13 protein-coding genes are annotated in these 16168 nt (G+C 64.0%); 8 read left to right on the top strand and 5 right to left on the bottom strand.

Annotated elements, in window-relative coordinates; translation table 11 throughout:
* Positions 1–178: 178 nt before the first annotated feature.
* A complete protein-coding gene (locus PQR02_RS16450; protein WP_408232679.1) occupies positions 179–832 on the bottom strand; it encodes a YiaD family glycine zipper/OmpA-like lipoprotein in 654 nt (217 codons plus the stop codon).
* Between the two features lie 358 nt (positions 833–1190).
* Between PQR02_RS16450 and apbC the strand changes: the two genes are divergently transcribed.
* The 5 genes from apbC (at position 1191) to PQR02_RS16425 (ending at position 6927) form a co-directional block, all read left to right on the top strand.
* Complete coding sequence (apbC, locus tag PQR02_RS16445; protein WP_408232676.1) at positions 1191–2279, top strand: iron-sulfur cluster carrier protein ApbC; 1089 nt, start codon at positions 1191–1193, stop codon at positions 2277–2279.
* A gap of 120 nt (positions 2280–2399) precedes the next feature.
* Complete coding sequence (locus PQR02_RS16440) at positions 2400–2933, top strand: superoxide dismutase family protein (RefSeq protein ID WP_408232673.1); 534 nt, start codon at positions 2400–2402, stop codon at positions 2931–2933.
* A 316-nt stretch (positions 2934–3249) separates the two neighbouring features.
* Positions 3250–3819: a dCTP deaminase gene (dcd, locus tag PQR02_RS16435; RefSeq protein ID WP_149671537.1), complete on the top strand. Its 570-nt coding sequence runs from the start codon at positions 3250–3252 to the stop codon at positions 3817–3819.
* Between the two features lie 85 nt (positions 3820–3904).
* Positions 3905–6190: an Orn/Lys/Arg family decarboxylase gene (locus PQR02_RS16430; protein ID WP_408232669.1), complete on the top strand. Its 2286-nt coding sequence runs from the start codon at positions 3905–3907 to the stop codon at positions 6188–6190.
* A 2-nt stretch (positions 6191–6192) separates the two neighbouring features.
* A complete protein-coding gene (locus tag PQR02_RS16425) occupies positions 6193–6927 on the top strand; it encodes a lysozyme inhibitor LprI family protein (protein ID WP_408232666.1) in 735 nt (244 codons plus the stop codon).
* Positions 6928–6969: 42 nt separating this feature from the next.
* On the opposite strand, the gene PQR02_RS16420 is transcribed toward PQR02_RS16425, so the two are convergent.
* The 4 genes from PQR02_RS16420 to zwf all read right to left on the bottom strand — a co-directional run bounded on the left by PQR02_RS16420 (position 6970) and on the right by zwf (position 12319).
* Positions 6970–7896, bottom strand: a complete 927-nt coding sequence (locus PQR02_RS16420; protein ID WP_408232663.1) for a bestrophin family protein — start codon at positions 7894–7896, stop codon at positions 6970–6972.
* 174 nt (positions 7897–8070) lie between these two features.
* Entirely contained in the window at positions 8071–9987 is a 1917-nt protein-coding gene (locus tag PQR02_RS16415) for a bifunctional transcriptional regulator/glucokinase (protein WP_408232660.1), read from the bottom strand.
* Positions 9965–10672: a 6-phosphogluconolactonase gene (gene pgl / locus PQR02_RS16410; protein ID WP_408232657.1), complete on the bottom strand. Its 708-nt coding sequence runs from the start codon at positions 10670–10672 to the stop codon at positions 9965–9967. Before pgl ends, PQR02_RS16415 begins: the two co-directional genes overlap by 23 nt.
* 183 nt (positions 10673–10855) lie before the next feature.
* Positions 10856–12319 (bottom strand): glucose-6-phosphate dehydrogenase, encoded by a 1464-nt coding sequence (zwf, locus tag PQR02_RS16405; protein ID WP_408232654.1) that lies wholly within the window; start codon positions 12317–12319, stop codon positions 10856–10858.
* Between the two features lie 514 nt (positions 12320–12833).
* Here zwf and PQR02_RS16400 point away from each other — a divergent pair.
* The 3 genes from PQR02_RS16400 (at position 12834) to PQR02_RS16390 (ending at position 16082) form a co-directional block, all read left to right on the top strand.
* A complete protein-coding gene (locus PQR02_RS16400) occupies positions 12834–14081 on the top strand; it encodes an ABC transporter substrate-binding protein (RefSeq protein WP_408232651.1) in 1248 nt (415 codons plus the stop codon).
* 215 nt (positions 14082–14296) lie between these two features.
* Positions 14297–15235 (top strand): carbohydrate ABC transporter permease, encoded by a 939-nt coding sequence (locus PQR02_RS16395; RefSeq protein WP_408232647.1) that lies wholly within the window; start codon positions 14297–14299, stop codon positions 15233–15235.
* On the top strand, positions 15225–16082 hold the full coding sequence (locus PQR02_RS16390; RefSeq protein ID WP_408232644.1) for a carbohydrate ABC transporter permease: 858 nt from the start codon (positions 15225–15227) through the stop codon (positions 16080–16082). The genes PQR02_RS16395 and PQR02_RS16390 overlap by 11 nt, the downstream gene beginning before the upstream one ends.
* The last annotated feature ends 86 nt before the right edge of the window (positions 16083–16168 follow it).

The raw sequence follows: 16168 nt of genomic DNA, 5'->3' as shown, positions 1-16168 counted from the left end.
ATGGTGACGCGGCGGCTTCGCCAGCCACGTACCGTAAAGACAGACCGCGGATTTCCGGCAGAGTTCGAAATTTTTTTCGTCTTCGTACGAGATTTCCTTCTGGCGCTTTTTACGGCCGCGGCGGGCGGCGCGGGCGAGCCCCGCCCCCCGCCTTCGTCATGCTCCTGAAGTCCCGTCCTTATTGCGTTGTGTGCTGCGCGGTGGCGCGCAGATAGATTTCGACGCGACGGTTCGCCGCACGGCCGGCTTCGGTATTGTTGTCGGCGATCGGCTGGTTCGGGCCCATGCCGGTCGCGGACAGGCGCTGCGGCGGGATGCCGCGTTGCGCGAGGTAGCCCGTCACGCTTTGGGCGCGATTGACCGACAGCGTCTGGTTATATTGCGGCGAGCCGGTGCTGTCCGTGTGGCCGACCACTGCGGCGACGACTTCCGGATTCTGCTGCAAGGTTTGCGCGAGCTGGTCCAGCACAGGCGCGAACGACGGCTTGATCGCGTAGCTGCTGGTGTCGAACGTGACCGAGCTCGGGATGTTCAGCTTGAGCGAGCCGTCCGGCTGCTCGGTGATCTGCGTGCCGGTGCCCTTGGTGGCGCCCGACAGGCGGTTGTGAATGTTTTGCCAGTTGTAGCCGGTAACGCCGCCGACCGCCGCGCCGACGCCCGCACCGATCGCCGCGCCCTTGCCGCCGCCGAAAATGGCGCCGAGCGCCGCGCCCGTACCGGCGCCCACGCCGGTGCCGACGGCGGTGTCGGTGCCCTGTTGAGTGGCGCAGCCTGCCAGCAGCGAGCCGGCGACGGCGAACACAGCCACGCGAGTCATGATTTTTGCATTCATTTTGAATTCCTCTTGAGTGAAGCGAACAAACCAGCGGGTAACATGTTCACGGGAGTGAGCGGCCCAAGCTTTTCGGCGAACGTGACGGCATGACTGCAAGCGCTCGAACGACCTGAATCCTACGCTTTTCATCGCGCCGGTCCGACAGCGAAGAAGGGTCTTCCGGCAGGGCTTGGCGTCAGCCACTACAATAAGGCTTGAAGTACCGAGCGATGCGACCCCCATGGTGTCCCGCCTGCCCGAAGGGTGCCCGGCACGCCTGGTTTTCGCAATCCCGTCTAACAATTTCTTTCAAATTCCGGCGCGGGCTGATTTTGCGATTTGCACCGCGCCAGGACGTGTCCCCCACGGAGTGTCAATGAGTATCGATCGGGCTTTGGTCGACGCTGCCCTCGCAGCCGTCACTGACCCCAACACCGGCTTGCCCTACGCGGCCGCCAAAAATATCAGGAACGTGGCCGTGGAAGGCGACGCCGTCAGCCTTCAGGTGGTGCTCGGCTATCCGGCGAAAAGCCAGTTCGAGGCGATCCGCACGCAGTTCGCCGAGGCGCTGCGCGCCGTGCCGGGCGTGGCGAACGCGCGCGTCGAAGTGTCCCAGCAAATCGCCGCGCATACCGTGCAGCGCGGCGTGAAGCTGCTGCCGGGCGTGAAGAACATCGTCGCGGTGGCGTCCGGCAAGGGCGGCGTCGGCAAGAGCACGACCGCCGTGAATCTGGCGCTGGCGCTGGCGAGCGAAGGTGCTTCGGTGGGCGTGCTCGACGCCGACATCTACGGCCCGTCGCTGCCGATGATGCTCGGCATCACCGGTCGCCCGGAGTCGCCCGACGACAAGTCGATGAACCCGATGACCGGCCACGGCCTGCAGGCCAACTCGATCGGCTTCCTGATCGAGCAGGACAACCCGATGGTGTGGCGCGGCCCGATGGCCACGTCCGCGCTCGAACAGCTGTTGCGTCAGACGAACTGGCAGGACCTCGACTACCTGATCGTCGACATGCCGCCGGGCACCGGCGACATCCAGCTGACCCTGTCGCAGCGCGTGCCGGTAACGGGCGCGGTGATCGTCACGACGCCGCAGGACATCGCGCTGCTCGACGCGAAGAAGGGGCTCAAGATGTTCGAGAAGGTCGGTATTCCGATCCTCGGCATCGTCGAGAACATGGGCATGCATATCTGCTCGAACTGCGGCCACGAAGAACATATCTTCGGCGCCGGCGGCGGCGAGCGGATGGGCAAGGAATACGGTGTCGACGTGCTCGGCAGCCTGCCGCTCGACATCAGCATCCGCGAGCAGGCCGACTCGGGCAAACCGACCGTCGCTGCGGACCCGAACGGGCGGATCGCGCAGATCTACCGCGCGATCGCGCGCAAGGTGGCGATCCATATCGCCGAGCGGGCTCGCGACATGAGCTCGAAGTTTCCCAGCATCGTTGTGCAGAACACCTGAGCAGCCGTTCGGACAAGGGGTCGAGGCGCATTTTTGCGCCTGGTCTCGCGGTATCATGTCGACTTCACAGGTTCGGCTCGGCGCCCGCAGGGGCGGGCGCCAGGCCGGCAAGAGGATCGCATGGGAAAACGAATCGACGGGCAGGCGGTGCATGCGTTCATCGTCCTGACTGCCAGCTGCGTGCTGTTATGCGGTTGCAGCGTGTTCCTGAGACCACAGGAAAAGCGCGCCGACGCGCAATTGCTGCCCACCGTGGGCAATCAGGCGCGCGGCCTCGTGACGTTTATCGAGCGCTCGGACGGCGTGCAGGTCACCTACAATCTCGCGGGCATGCCGCCCAATAGCGACCACGCGCTGCAAGTCCACGAGCGCGGCGACTGCAATGCCGCCGACGGCTCCAGCACGGGCCAGGTATTCTCGCCGGCCGCCGAGCGTCTGAAAGCGGGCGCCCGGGTGGAAGGCGATCTCGCCAACATTCATGCGGACGCGAACGGCGTGGCCACCGGCTTCATCGTCGCGCCGGACGTGTCGCTCGACGGCATCCGCTCGGTGCTGCAGCGCGCGGTGGTGCTGCATCACGACGCGACCGACCCGTACGCCTATCCGCAACATGGCGCGGGCGCCGCGATCGCGTGCGGCGTGATTCGTCAGTGAGCCGGTGGGCAGCGGCTCCCCAGTCCATCTTGCCGGTTCCTCGCGAGCCCTTCATAGCGCGCCTGCAGCAGCATCGCCGTGATCGCGTAAAATAAGCGCCTTCCGTTGAGGCGCCCGGCGGCAAGATGCCGTTCAACGCGAGGCCCAAGGCCGCGGCACGGTCCGTTTGAGCGCTGCGTTCGAGCGTTATGCGGCGCGGGCCGCGAACCCCGCAACGCGTGATGAAGCCGGCGCTCACAATTATTCGCAAGTCGCCCGGCACCGCCGGGTTGCTATCCGTCACACATCTGTCATTCACGTCGAGCAGCGTTCACCTATGACCATCAAATCCGACAAGTGGATCCGGCGCATGGCCGAGTCGCACAAGATGATCCAGCCGTTTGCGCCCGATCAGGTTCGCGTCTCCGAAGACGGCCGGAAGATTGTCAGCTACGGCACGTCGAGCTACGGCTACGACATCCGCTGCGCCGACGAATTCAAAATCTTCACGAACATCAACTCGACCATCGTCGATCCGAAGAACTTCGACGAGAAGTCGTTTGTCGACTTCAAGGGCGATGTCTGCATCATCCCGCCGAATTCGTTCGCGCTCGCGCGCACGGTCGAGTACTTCCGCATTCCGCGCAGCGTGCTGACCGTGTGCCTCGGCAAGTCCACGTACGCGCGCTGCGGGATCATCGTCAACGTGACGCCGTTCGAGCCGGAATGGGAAGGGCACGTCACGCTCGAATTCTCGAATACGACACCCCTGCCTGCGAAAATCTACGCGAACGAAGGCGTCGCCCAGGTGCTGTTTTTCGAAAGCGATGAAATATGTGAAACGTCGTACGCGGATCGCGGCGGCAAATATCAAGGTCAGCACGGCGTCACGTTGCCCAAGACGTGACGCCGGCAGCGCACTGACCCACCAGCTATTCGGGTGACCGCTGCACTGACGCGAGGCAGCGGTCGTTCTTTTTGGAGAATCGCCCATGAAGTTTCGTTTTCCCGTCGTCATCATCGACGAAGATTTCCGCTCCGAGAACATCTCGGGTTCCGGCATCCGGGCTTTGGCCGAAGCTATCGAGAAAGAAGGCGCGGAAGTGCTCGGGTTGACGAGCTACGGCGATCTGACCTCGTTCGCGCAGCAGTCGAGCCGCGCCTCATGCTTCATCCTGTCGATCGACGACGACGAGCTGCTGCCGTACGTCGACAACGTGGTCGTGGAAGGCGAGACGCCGGAGCTGGCCGCCGCGATCGTCGCGCTGCGCGCGTTCGTGACCGAAGTGCGCCGCCGCAACGCCGACATTCCGATCTTCCTGTACGGCGAAACGCGCACCTCGCGCCACCTGCCGAACGACATCCTGCGCGAACTGCACGGCTTCATCCACATGTTCGAGGACACGCCGGAGTTCGTCGCGCGCCACATCATCCGGGAGACCAAGGTTTACCTGGATTCGCTCGCGCCGCCGTTCTTCAAGGAACTGGTGCAGTACGCGGAAGAAGGTTCGTACTCGTGGCACTGCCCGGGCCACTCGGGCGGCGTCGCGTTTCTGAAGAGCCCGCTCGGCCAGATGTTCCACCAGTTCTTCGGCGAGAACATGCTGCGCGCCGACGTCTGCAACGCGGTCGACGAACTCGGCCAGCTGCTCGACCACACGGGTCCGGTGGCGGCCTCGGAGCGCAACGCCGCGCGCATCTTCAGCGCCGACCACGTGTTCTTCGTGACCAACGGCACGTCGACTTCGAACAAGATCGTCTGGCACGGCACGGTCGCGCCGGGCGACATCGTGCTGGTGGACCGCAACTGCCACAAGTCGATCCTGCACGCGATCACGATGACCGGCGCGATCCCCGTGTTCCTCACGCCCACGCGCAACAACTTCGGCATCATCGGTCCGATTCCGCGCAGCGAGTTCGAGCCGGAAAACATCCGCAAGAAGATCGCGGCGAATCCGTTCGCGCGCGAAGCGCTCGCGAAGAACCCGAACCTCAAGCCGCGCATTCTGACGATCACGCAAAGCACGTACGACGGTGTGATCTACAACGTCGAGATGATCAAGGAAATGTTGGGCGAATGGCTCGACACGCTGCACTTCGACGAAGCCTGGCTGCCGCACGCCGAGTTCCACGAGTTCTACCAGGACATGCACGCGATCGGCGCGGGCCGTCCGCGCATCGGCGCGCTGGTGTTCGCCACGCACTCCACGCACAAGCTGCTGGCCGGCATTTCGCAGGCCTCGCAGATCGTCGTGCAGGATTCGAAGAACAGCCGCTTCGACAAGCATCGCTTCAATGAAGCCTATCTGATGCACACGTCCACGAGCCCGCAGTACGCGATCATCGCGTCGTGCGACGTGGCCGCGGCGATGATGGAAGCGCCGGGCGGCACCGCACTCGTCGAAGAGTCGATCGCCGAAGCGCTCGACTTCCGCCGCGCGATGACCAAGGTCGACGCCGAATACGGCGACGACTGGTTCTTCAAGGTGTGGGGCCCGGACCAGTTCGCCGAGGAAGGCATCGGCTCGCGCGAAGACTGGATGCTGCGCCCGAACGATCCGTGGCACGGCTTCGGCTCGCTCGCCGAAGGCTTCAACATGCTCGACCCGATCAAGGCGACCATCGTCACGCCGGGTCTGGACATGGACGGCGGTTTCGGCGAGACCGGCATTCCGGCCGCGATCGTCACGAAGTATCTGGCCGAGCACGGCATCATCGTCGAGAAGACGGGGCTGTATTCGTTCTTCATCATGTTCACGATCGGCATCACGAAGGGCCGCTGGAATTCGATGGTCACCGAACTCCAGCAGTTCAAGGACGACTACGACAACAACCAGCCGCTGTGGCGCGTGCTGCCCGAGTTCGTTTCGCATCATCCGATGTACGAGCGGGTCGGCCTGCGCGATCTATGCCAGCAGATTCACAGCGTCTACCGCGCGAACGACATCGCGCGCCTGACGACCGAGATGTACCTGTCGAGCATGGAGCCGGCGATGAAGCCGTCCGACGCGTTCGCCAAGCTCGCGCACCGCGAGATCGATCGGGTACCGATCGACGAACTCGAAGGCCGCGTCACGTCGATCCTGTTGACGCCGTATCCGCCGGGCATTCCGCTGCTGATTCCGGGCGAGCGCTTCAACAAAACCATCGTCAACTATCTGCGTTTCGCGCGCGAATTCAACGAGCGGTTCCCGGGTTTCCACACGGACATCCACGGGCTTGTCGGCGAAATGATCAACGGGCGCATCGAATACTTCGTCGATTGCGTTCGCGTTTGACGATGGGTTGGCTGAAGCCATCGACCGGCGCCGGCCGCTGGCGGCGCACGTTGCGCGCCTTGGGCGTGCTGGCCGTGGCGTCGGCGGCGCTGTGCGGTGCGCTGTCGCCGGCGGCGCACGCCGAAGTCGCCGCCGCCGATCCGATCGACGCGGCGATGCGCGCGTGTCTCGCGCGCAGCGACATGTCGACCACGACGGGCCAGGTGCAGTGCATGGACAACGCGCGGATCGGCTGGAAGGCCGCCTTGGACAGCGCGTGGCAGCAGCTTCAGCCGAAGCTGCCGGCCGCGCGGCGCAAGCTGTGGGACAGGAGCCAGACGGCGTGGCTCGCCTCGCGCGAGGCTGAGAAGCAGTTGCTGGCCGCGGTGTTCGCGACGACGCGCGGCTCGATGTATGTGCTGGCCGAAGCCGACATGCAGTTGCAACCGGTGCGCGACCGCGCGCTCGTGTTGCGCAGTGCGGTCGCCAATGCGGGTAGTCCGCCGCCGCGCCGCCCGCGCGCGTGCAGCGCCGACGCGCAGTGCGAACACGCGATGTTCGATCTGAATCGCTACTACCGCCGCCTGCAGTCGAAGATGCCGGCCAACTCGCGTGCGACGCTGGTGCGCGCGCAACGCGCCTGGAGCGCGTATCTCGCCGCTACCACGCCGGCGGTCGATGAGCGTGGCCGCATCGACATCATCGGTGCGCGCGTGGCGACGCTCAAGCGTTTGTCGGAAACGGCCGGCAACGACTGAACGCACGTCAGAAGCGGCGCGCCATGGGGGCCGCCCGCGGGTTCAATCGAACAGATAGTTTTCCGCTTGCCGGTCAGGCAGCGTGAGGGCCGGTTCGCCGCGCAGATCGCGCAGTGCGTCTTCGATCATCGCGGACATCGTGTTGAGCGCGAGGTCGTTGTCGTCGGTGCCGAAGGGCTCTTCGAGCTGCGCGGCGATGGCTTCGTGCGCCATGAACGTGTACGCGACGAATACCGCGAACACCGGCGTGAAGATGCCGATGCTGTCCACCAGCCCGAACGGCAGCGACGCGCAGAAGAAATACACCGTGCGGTGAATCATCACCGAGTAGGCGAACGGCAGCGGCGTCGAGACGATGCGCTCGCATCCGCCGATTACATCCGATAGTCCATTCAGATTCCGGTCGAAGGCGAGCACCGCCATCGGATCGATCGCGCCTGCCTGCGCCTCGCGCTGCACCCATTCGCCGAGATAGAGCAGCAAAGTTGCCGGCTTGTAGCGCGATGCGATGACGCGCTCGAAAAGCGCCGTAGGCAGCCGCGCGGCGAGGTCTTCACGCGGGTCGCTTTTGCGCAGCTGATGACGCAGCGCATGAGGAAGCGCGCCGAGTGCGGCGAGCAATTCGCCGACCTCTTCTTTCGGCAACGATCGGGTCGGCAGCGTAATGGCCTGGCGCGTGAGCGAGCGTGACTCGTTCAGCAATTGGCCCCACAGCTTGCGGGCTTCCCACCAGCGATCGTAGCTGGCGTTGTTGCGGAAACCGAGGAACACCGCGAGCGCGATACCGATCAGCGAGAAGGGCGCGGTGGTGTTGAGGTTCAACGAGATCGGCAGCAGGTGGTCGTGGGCGGCCACGGCGACGATCGAGATGCAGAAGATCAGGAAGAGCCGCGGCAGCAGCTGCGGAAGAACCGAGCCCCGCCACGCGAGCAGCATGCGGAACCAGTGGAGATGCGGGCGGATGATCATCGGGCTGTGCGTGCTGCCTCGGGCGATGGAGCATCTATTATCGCTGTTTGTCCGGGCGACAACGACGGCGGGCAATGACCCGAGATCATCGCGCACGCGGCATAACAGCGCAGCAGAACACCCGCGCCGCGCGCATCGCGATGGATGTCGAGCGGCGCAGGCTGATTGAGTGCTTCAATCGCGGGCCGACGAAGCCGCGCCGTGACTCAACCAGTCCAGCACGGCGGTGGCGTCGTCGTCGGCGCCTTCGCGCGCCTTGGCGACCGTCTCGGCCACGTCCGCGCTCGGCACCGCGCGACGGATCGCCACCCCGACCGCGAGAATGTCGATCATCACCAGATGCAGGATGCGCGAGATCATCGACAGCTGCGACTCGCGAATCTCGATGTGATCGGTTTCGAGCGCGACGGTGGCGCGCTTGGCGAGCGGCGTATTGCTCGACGTAATCGCGATCACCTTCGCGCCGGCCTGCATCGCGACGTCCAGCACGCGCAGCAGTTCCGGCGCGCGGCCCGACTTGGAGACGGCCACGATCACATCGCCCTTGCCGAGCAAGGCAGCCGACGCCGCCTGCATGTACAGATCCCCATAGGCGATGGTCGGAATGCCGAAGCGGAAGAACTTATAGTGCGCGTCCTGCGCGACGATGTTCGAATTGCCGAGCCCGTAGAACTCGATGCGCCGCGCGCCGTTCAACAGATCGATCGCGCGCTCGACCTGATCGAAGTTCAGATGCTCGCGCAACTGCAGAATCGCCGACACGGTGTTGTCCAGCACCTTCGCGCCGAAGTCCGTCGCGGTATCGCCGAGGTGCACCTGGCTATGGCTCACCGGGATCGTGCCGGTCAAACCCGTCGCGAGCTTCAGCTTGAAATCCGACAGACCCTGGCAGCCGAGCGAACGGCAGAAGCGGATCACGGTGGGCTGACTCACGTCGGCCTTGCGCGCGATATCGACGATCGGGTCGTTGATGATCGAGCGCGGATGATTCAGCGCGAGATCGGCGACGCGGCGCTCGGCCGGCGTCAGCGCATCGCGCATCTGGCGAATCCGCTCGAACACCGCCGACGAACTGCCGCCGGCGCGATTCGACAGCTGCTCGGCGAGAATCGCCGAGACGCCGAGGAAGGCCGGATATTCGGCGGTGATCACATAGGTCGGCACGTTCTGCAGATAGGCCTCGAAGCGGCCCTTCGCCTCGAAGCGCCGGCGAAACGACGAGCGCGCGAAGAGCTCGCCGAGACGCGGCACCACGCCGCCGCCGATGTAGATGCCGCCCAGCGCGCCGAGCGTCACCGCGATATTGCCCGCGAAGGTGCCGAGGATGCCGCAGAACACGTCGACGGATTCCGCCGCCAGCGGCTCGCCGTCCAGCGCGCGTTTGACGATCTCGATCGTGTCGACGTTGGCCGCCACGCGCTTCTTGTCGCGGCCCGCGAGCGCGCGGTAAATCACTTCCACGCCGGGGCCGGCGGCCACGCGTTCGAACGATACGTGCGACCACTTCTTGCGCGCATATTGCAGCACGATGTCTTCACGCTCGTCGACGGGCGCGAAGGTGGCGTGGCCGCCTTCGCTGCCGAGCGCGATCCAGCGGTCGTCGGCGGGGATCAGGCCGGACACGCCCATGCCGGTGCCCGGACCGAGCAGGCCGATCACGCTGTTCGGACGGCGCGTGCCGCCGCCCACCTGCACGCGCTGCGCGTCGGTGAGGCCGGGCAACGCCATGGCCAGCGCGGTGAAGTCGTTCACCACCAGCAAGGTGTCGAAGCCGAGCGCGCGGCGCGTCGCTTCGATCGAAAAGGTCCAGTCGTGATTCGTCATGCTCACCTGGTCGCCATCGACCGGGTTCGCAATCGCGATCGCCGCATGATTCACGCGGCCAATTTTTGTGTCCTTCAGATACTTCTTGATGACCTCGGCGACGCCCGGATAGTCCGCGCACGGATAGACCAGCACCGAGCCGATTTCGCCCGGACCCGTCTCCAGCGCGAAACGCGCGTTGGTGCCGCCGATGTCGGCCAGCAGCCTCGGTCCGTCGGCGTGCTGGCCCGCGCCCGGAACAGCCTTAGTTTGCACACCAGTAGACATCGAGTCTCACTCCCTTGTCGTTTGCCAACTGTGAGATGGCATTTTTTTGTAGCGAAGCGGCGGCTGCATTGAGCACGTCCATCTTGCGCGGTCCTGCGATCAGCAAAAACAGGTGCTTCACTTCCTTCAGCGCGGAAAGCGACCAGCTCACGCGCGCATGCGGCGCGCTGCCGGGATGCACGGCGACGAAGCGTTCGGTGGTGGTGATCGCATGATCCCACTCGGGCGAGTCCGCGAAGATCGATGCGGTGTGGCCGTCTTCGCCCATGCCGAGCACCGCGACGTCCGGCACCGCGCTAAAGCGCGCGTCGGCGTTCAGCGCGGCCACATGCGCGTGCAGATCCTGGGTGGTGTCGACCAGTGGCCAGAACGTGGCGTTGCGCGCGGCGTTCTGCAACAGCGTGGCGCGAACCAGTTGCGCGTTGCTCGCGCTGTCCGTTTCCGGCACCCAGCGGTCGTCGACCAGAGTCACGGCGATGCGCGCCCAGTCGAAGGATTGCGTGGATAACGTTTGCAGGAACGGACGCGGACTGCTGCCGCCGGACACTGCAAGCATTGCGGGGCGCGTGCCAGTGGTTGACGCGGCCGCCTGTGCGGCGAGCGACGCATGTAACGCGTCGCCAACCGCTTTCGCCAACGCGTCGGATTGGGCGCGTTGATCGTCGAAAGCGTGAAGCTCGATCACTTCTCCTCCGTGCTGCTTTTTTGTTTGATCTGCGGAAACTGCCGTACTGCTCTCGCGCTGCGTTTGCAAGGCGGGATGGCTTGCAGACGCCTGGGCGATACCGGCGCCATTCCGTTCAGTTCGTCGGTGGGTCTTACTCCGGCGCCGCGCTATATTCGATCGAACATCGCGCGGCACCGTCCGTCAATTCTCTTCTTCGAGCCAGCAGGTGCCGTGCTGCGCCAGCATCGCGCTCGCCGCGGCCGGTCCCCACGTGCCCGCCGCATACGGCTTGGGCGGCTTGCGCGAGGCCGTCCATTCGTTCAGGATCGGTTCGACCCAGCGCCATGCGGCTTCCTGCTCGTCGCGCCGCACGAACAGTGCGAGGCGGCCGTTGATCACGTCGAGCAGCAGGCGTTGGTATGCCTCCATCTGTCCTTCGCGGAAGAACTGGTCGAACGCGAGGTCGAGGTGCACGCTCGCGAGGTTCATGCCTTCGCCGGGCTGCTTCGCGAGACAGTAGAGGCGAATGGTTTCGTTCGGCTGCAGGCGGATCACCAGACGGTTCGCGCCCGCGCGCAACGCGGACACGCCCAGCGCCGAATGCGGCACCGGACGGAAATTCACCACGATTTCGGCGACGCGATCCGCGAGCCGCTTGCCGGTGCGCAGGAAAAACGGCACGCCGGCCCAGCGCCAGTTCTCGATCTCGACTTTTAGTGCAACGAAGGTTTCGGTCGTGCTGTCCGGTTTCACACCGGGTTCGGTCACGTAGCCCGGCACCGGCGTGCCGCGGATCCCGCCGGCGTGATACTGGCCGCGTACCGCGACCTTGCCGATCTCGTTGGGATCGATCGGCTTCAGCGCGCGCAGCACGCGCAGCTTTTCGTCACGCACCGAGTCCGAATCCATCGAGTGCGGCGGCTCCATCGCGACGATCGACAGCAACTGCAGCAAATGGTTTTGCACCATGTCGCGCAGCGCGCCGGTGTTGTCGTAGAAGTCGCCGCGTGCTTCGACGCCGAGTTCTTCGGCAATCGTGATCTGAATGCTCTCGACCCACTCGCGGCGCCACAGCGGTTCGAACAGCGCATTGCCGAAGCGCAGCGCGAGCAGGTTCTGCACCGGCTCTTTGCCGAGGTAGTGGTCGATCCGGTAGATCTGTTCTTCCGCGAAGATTTCGCCGACCGCGTCGTTGATCGCATTCGACGATTTCAGATCGTAGCCGAGCGGCTTTTCGAGCACGATGCGCGCGTTTTCGTTGAGCCCCACCGACGCCAGTGCATGGCAGATCGGCACGAACAGCGACGGGCCAGTGGCCAGGTAGAACACGCGAATGCCGGGCAGGTCGCGCACGGCGTCGCGCAACTGCACGAAGTCTTCCGGATTGCCGAGATCGATCTTCACGAACTCGATGCGCGCGAGGAAGCTCGTCCATGCCGCTTCGTCCACGCCATTCTTCGACACATGCGGTTTGACGTGCTCGTTCACCCATTGCAGGTACTCGACGCGATCCGCAGCATGCCGGGCCACCGCGACGATCTTGCCGCTGTCGGCGAGCATGCCGCCTGCACGGTGCGCTTCAAACAGTGCGGGCAGGATCTTGCGCATCGACAGATCGCCGGTTCCGCCGAAGAGAACGAAAGTGAAGCTTGAGTCGGTTTGCATGAGTCTCCGTCGATGTCCTGGGGGCCGCCGCGCTGAGCGCGCACTGTGCGGAAAAGGCGACCGTAGTCCGATAAAATATTTTTTGACACTGAATTGTAGTTTAACTACAATCCAAATCAAGAGGTAGCGCTAATTCGATGAAAAAAGCGTGCGCTGTTCGGCAAAATGCGCGTTTTCCCGAATCGGCAGGCGTCCCCTGCATGTTAACGGACATTGCGTGCCGGCATCTGGTAACGGCCCGCTGTGCGGTTGTCCAGGTTCACATGCAAGGCACCTCGAGTCTGCCGCGCGACGCGGGCAGGCAAAAATCAAAAGAGGAGACAAACAGTTGCATCCCAAACCACTCATCTCTTGAGCTTCTAGCGGCCGGACATCGGTCCGCCGGCACATGCCTCGCGCATGCGCCCGACCGTGCTCGATCGCCCAGTGTTTTGCCTGTTTGAACCAACCACAGCACCCTGGCGACATCAGGGGCCATTTGTTTTTTTGTTCAGGTGTCTGGAGGAGATAAGCAATGAAATTTCGCGCGATCATGGGCGCTTTGTGCGCTGCGGGTCTGATGTGTGGCGTCTCGGCGGTGCAGGCTGCCGAGTCGGTCGAAGTGTTGCACTGGTGGACTTCGGGCGGCGAATCGAAAGCCGTCGGCGTCCTCAAGGACGACATGACGAAGCAGGGTTACACGTGGAAGGACTTCGCGGTTGCGGGTGGCGCCGGCGCGGCAGCCATGACGGCTCTGAAGACGCAGGTGATCTCGGGCAATGCGCCGACCGCCGCACAGATCAAGGGTCCGCTGATCCAGGATTGGGCTTCGCAAGGGGTGCTGGTGCCGATCGACTCCGTGGCGGGCGACTGGAAGAAGAACCTGCCGCCGGAGATCGACAAGATCATGCACGCGGACGGTCACTACGTCGGCGCGCCGTTCGGCGTGCACCGCGTGAACTGGCTGTACATCAACAAGGCGGCACTGGAGAAGGCAGGCGGCAAGGTGCCGGCCACGTGGCCTGAGTTCTTCGCCGTGGCCGACAAGATGAAGGCCGCGGGCATCCAGCCGATCGCGATGGGCGGTCAGCCGTGGCAAGACCTGACGCTGTGGGAAGACGTCGTGCTGTCGCAAGGCGCGGACTTCTACAAGAAGGCAATCGTCGACCTCGACGAAAAGACCCTGACTTCGGACAAGATGGTCGGCGTGTTCGACACGGTCCGCAAGATCCAGGGCTACTTCGACGCGGGCCGCACGGGCCGTGACTGGAACCTCGCCACCGCGATGGTCATCAACGGCAAGGCCGGCATGCAGTTCATGGGCGACTGGGCGAAGGGCGAATTCACCAACGCCGGCAAGAAGTCGGGTTCGGACTACATCTGCGCCGCTGTGCCGGGCACGGAAAAGGCCTACACGTTCAACGTCGACTCGTTCGTGTTCTTCCAGCAGAAGGGCCAGAAGGCTGCGACGCCGGGTCAGTTGGCACTTGCGAAGACGATCATGTCGCCCGAGTTCCAGGAGCAGTTCAGCCTGAACAAAGGCTCGATCCCGGTGCGTCTCGGCGTGCCGATGGACAAGTTCGACGACTGTGCGAAGAAGTCGTACGCGGATGAACAGGTCGCGATCAAGGCCGGTGGCTATGTGCCGTCGCTGGCGCACGGCATGGCGCAACCGGATGCAGCAGCCGGTGCGATCTCCGACGTGGTCACGAAGTTCATGAACTCGCAGCAGGATTCGAAGAGCGCAGTTGCCGCGCTCGCGAAGGCAGCGAAGACCAAGTAAGTGAAGTAAGCGAAGCAGCGCGCCCGGTGGCTTCCCGAGGAAGCGCCGGGCGTGTTCCGCAGGCCGCCGCTGGCAGTCCGCGCGTTGCGCGCGCTGCGTGCGGAGTTTGCAGGCGGCTTCACCTGGTTTCATGGAGTCACACCTATGCCGTCGTCGGAACTCGCGCCGTTCTCGCGCAACCACCCCGGCGGTACAGTTTCAGCAGGAGTCGAGTAGTGACTGCTTCTATCAGCGGAAACGGGAAAACGGCCGCCGTCACCCGCCGCACGTCGCCCATGGCGGCCCTCGCCGATCGCTGGATTCCGAAGCTGGTGCTCGCACCCAGCGTCGTGATCAGCCTCATCTTCGTGTATGGCTTCATCGCAATTACCGGCTTTCTGTCGCTGTCCACTTCGCGGCTGATGCCTCGTTATGAGTTCGCCGGCCTCGACCGTTATCGCGAACTGTTCGAAAACGACGTGTTCTGGACCTCGGCTGCGAACCTCGGGTGGTTCGGCATCCCGTTCATCGCCATCTGTATCGGCCTCGGACTGTTCCTCGCAATCCTGCTCGATCAGCAGATTCGCAATGAGGGCGCGCTGCGCGCGGTGTTCCTTTACCCGATGGCGCTCTCCTTCATCGTGACGGGTACGGCGTGGCAATGGATCATGACGCCGAGTGTCGGCCTCGAGAAGGTGTTCCACGACTGGGGCTGGACGAGCTTTTCGTTCAGTTGGCTGGGCGACCCGGACAAGGCGATTTTCTGCGTCGTGATCGCGGCGGTATGGCAATCCACCGGCTTCGTGATGGCGCTGTTCCTCGCGGGTCTGCGCGGTGTGGACGCCGAAATCTTCAAGGCCGCGCAGATGGACGGCGCGAACCTGCCCACCATCTACCGCAAGATCGTGATTCCGAGCATGCGGCCAGTGTTCTTCTCCGTGCTGCTGATTCTCTGCCACATCACCATCAAGACCTTCGACCTGGTCGTCGCGTTGACCGCGGGCGGTCCGGGCACGTCGTCGTCGCTGCCGGCTATCTTCATGTACACGTTTTCGTTCAATCGCGGGCAGCTCGGCGTCGGCGCGGCATCGTCGATGATGATGCTCGCCACCGTTGTGGCCGTGCTCGTGCCGCTGATGTATCTGGAATCGAGGAGCACCCGCAATGCAGCCTAAGATGACGATCAGCCGCGCCGTCATTTATGCGGCCTTGATTCTGTTCGCCCTGTATTTCCTGTTCCCGCTGTACGTGATGCTGTCCACGTCGTTCAAGGACATCGATCAGTTGCGCAGCGGCAACCTGCTCACGCCGCCCACGCACTGGACGCTCGACCCGTGGGTCAAGGCATGGAGCGGCGCCTGTACCGGCGTGCGTTGCGACGGTATGCAGCCGTTCTTCATGAACTCGGTGCGCATGGTGATTCCCGCCGTGCTGCTCTCGTCGATCATCGGCGCGTTCAACGGTTATGTGCTCACGCACTGGCGTTTCCGTGGCGCCGATCCGATCTTCACGATGCTGCTGGTCGGCTGCTTCATTCCGTTCCAGGCGATCCTGCTGCCGATGGCGCGCTTCGAAGGCATGCTCGGCCTGTCGAACACGACGACCGGTCTGGTGCTGGTGCATGTGATCTACGGTATCGCGTTCACCACGATGTTCTTCCGCAACTTCTACGTGAGCGTTCCGGCTGAACTCGTGAAGGCGGCGCGCATCGACGGCGCGGGTTTCTTCACGATCTTCACGAAGATCCTGCTGCCGGTCTCGCTGCCGATTTTCATGGTGTGCCTGATCTGGCAATTCACGCAGATCTGGAATGACTTCCTGTTCGGTATTGTGTTCTCCGGCGTCGATTCGATGCCGATCACGGTGGCGCTGAACAACCTCGTGAACACCTCGACCGGCGTGAAGGAATACAACGTGGACATGGCCGGCGCCATCATCGCCGCGCTGCCGACGCTGCTGGTCTACATCATCGCCGGACGCTATTTCGTGCGCGGCCTGACGGCCGGCGCCGTCAAGGGCTAACCCCGGGCTAAACCATCCGGGCGCGGCGGCGCGCCACTGAACCCGCGCCGCTGTCACCCGACAAGACGTTTTCAAGCAGTACCAGA

Source organism: Paraburkholderia sediminicola, assembly GCF_046026895.1.
GTDB classification, from domain to species: Bacteria; Pseudomonadota; Gammaproteobacteria; order Burkholderiales; family Burkholderiaceae; genus Paraburkholderia; species Paraburkholderia sediminicola_C.
This window is presented reverse-complemented; position numbering and strand designations above follow the sequence as displayed.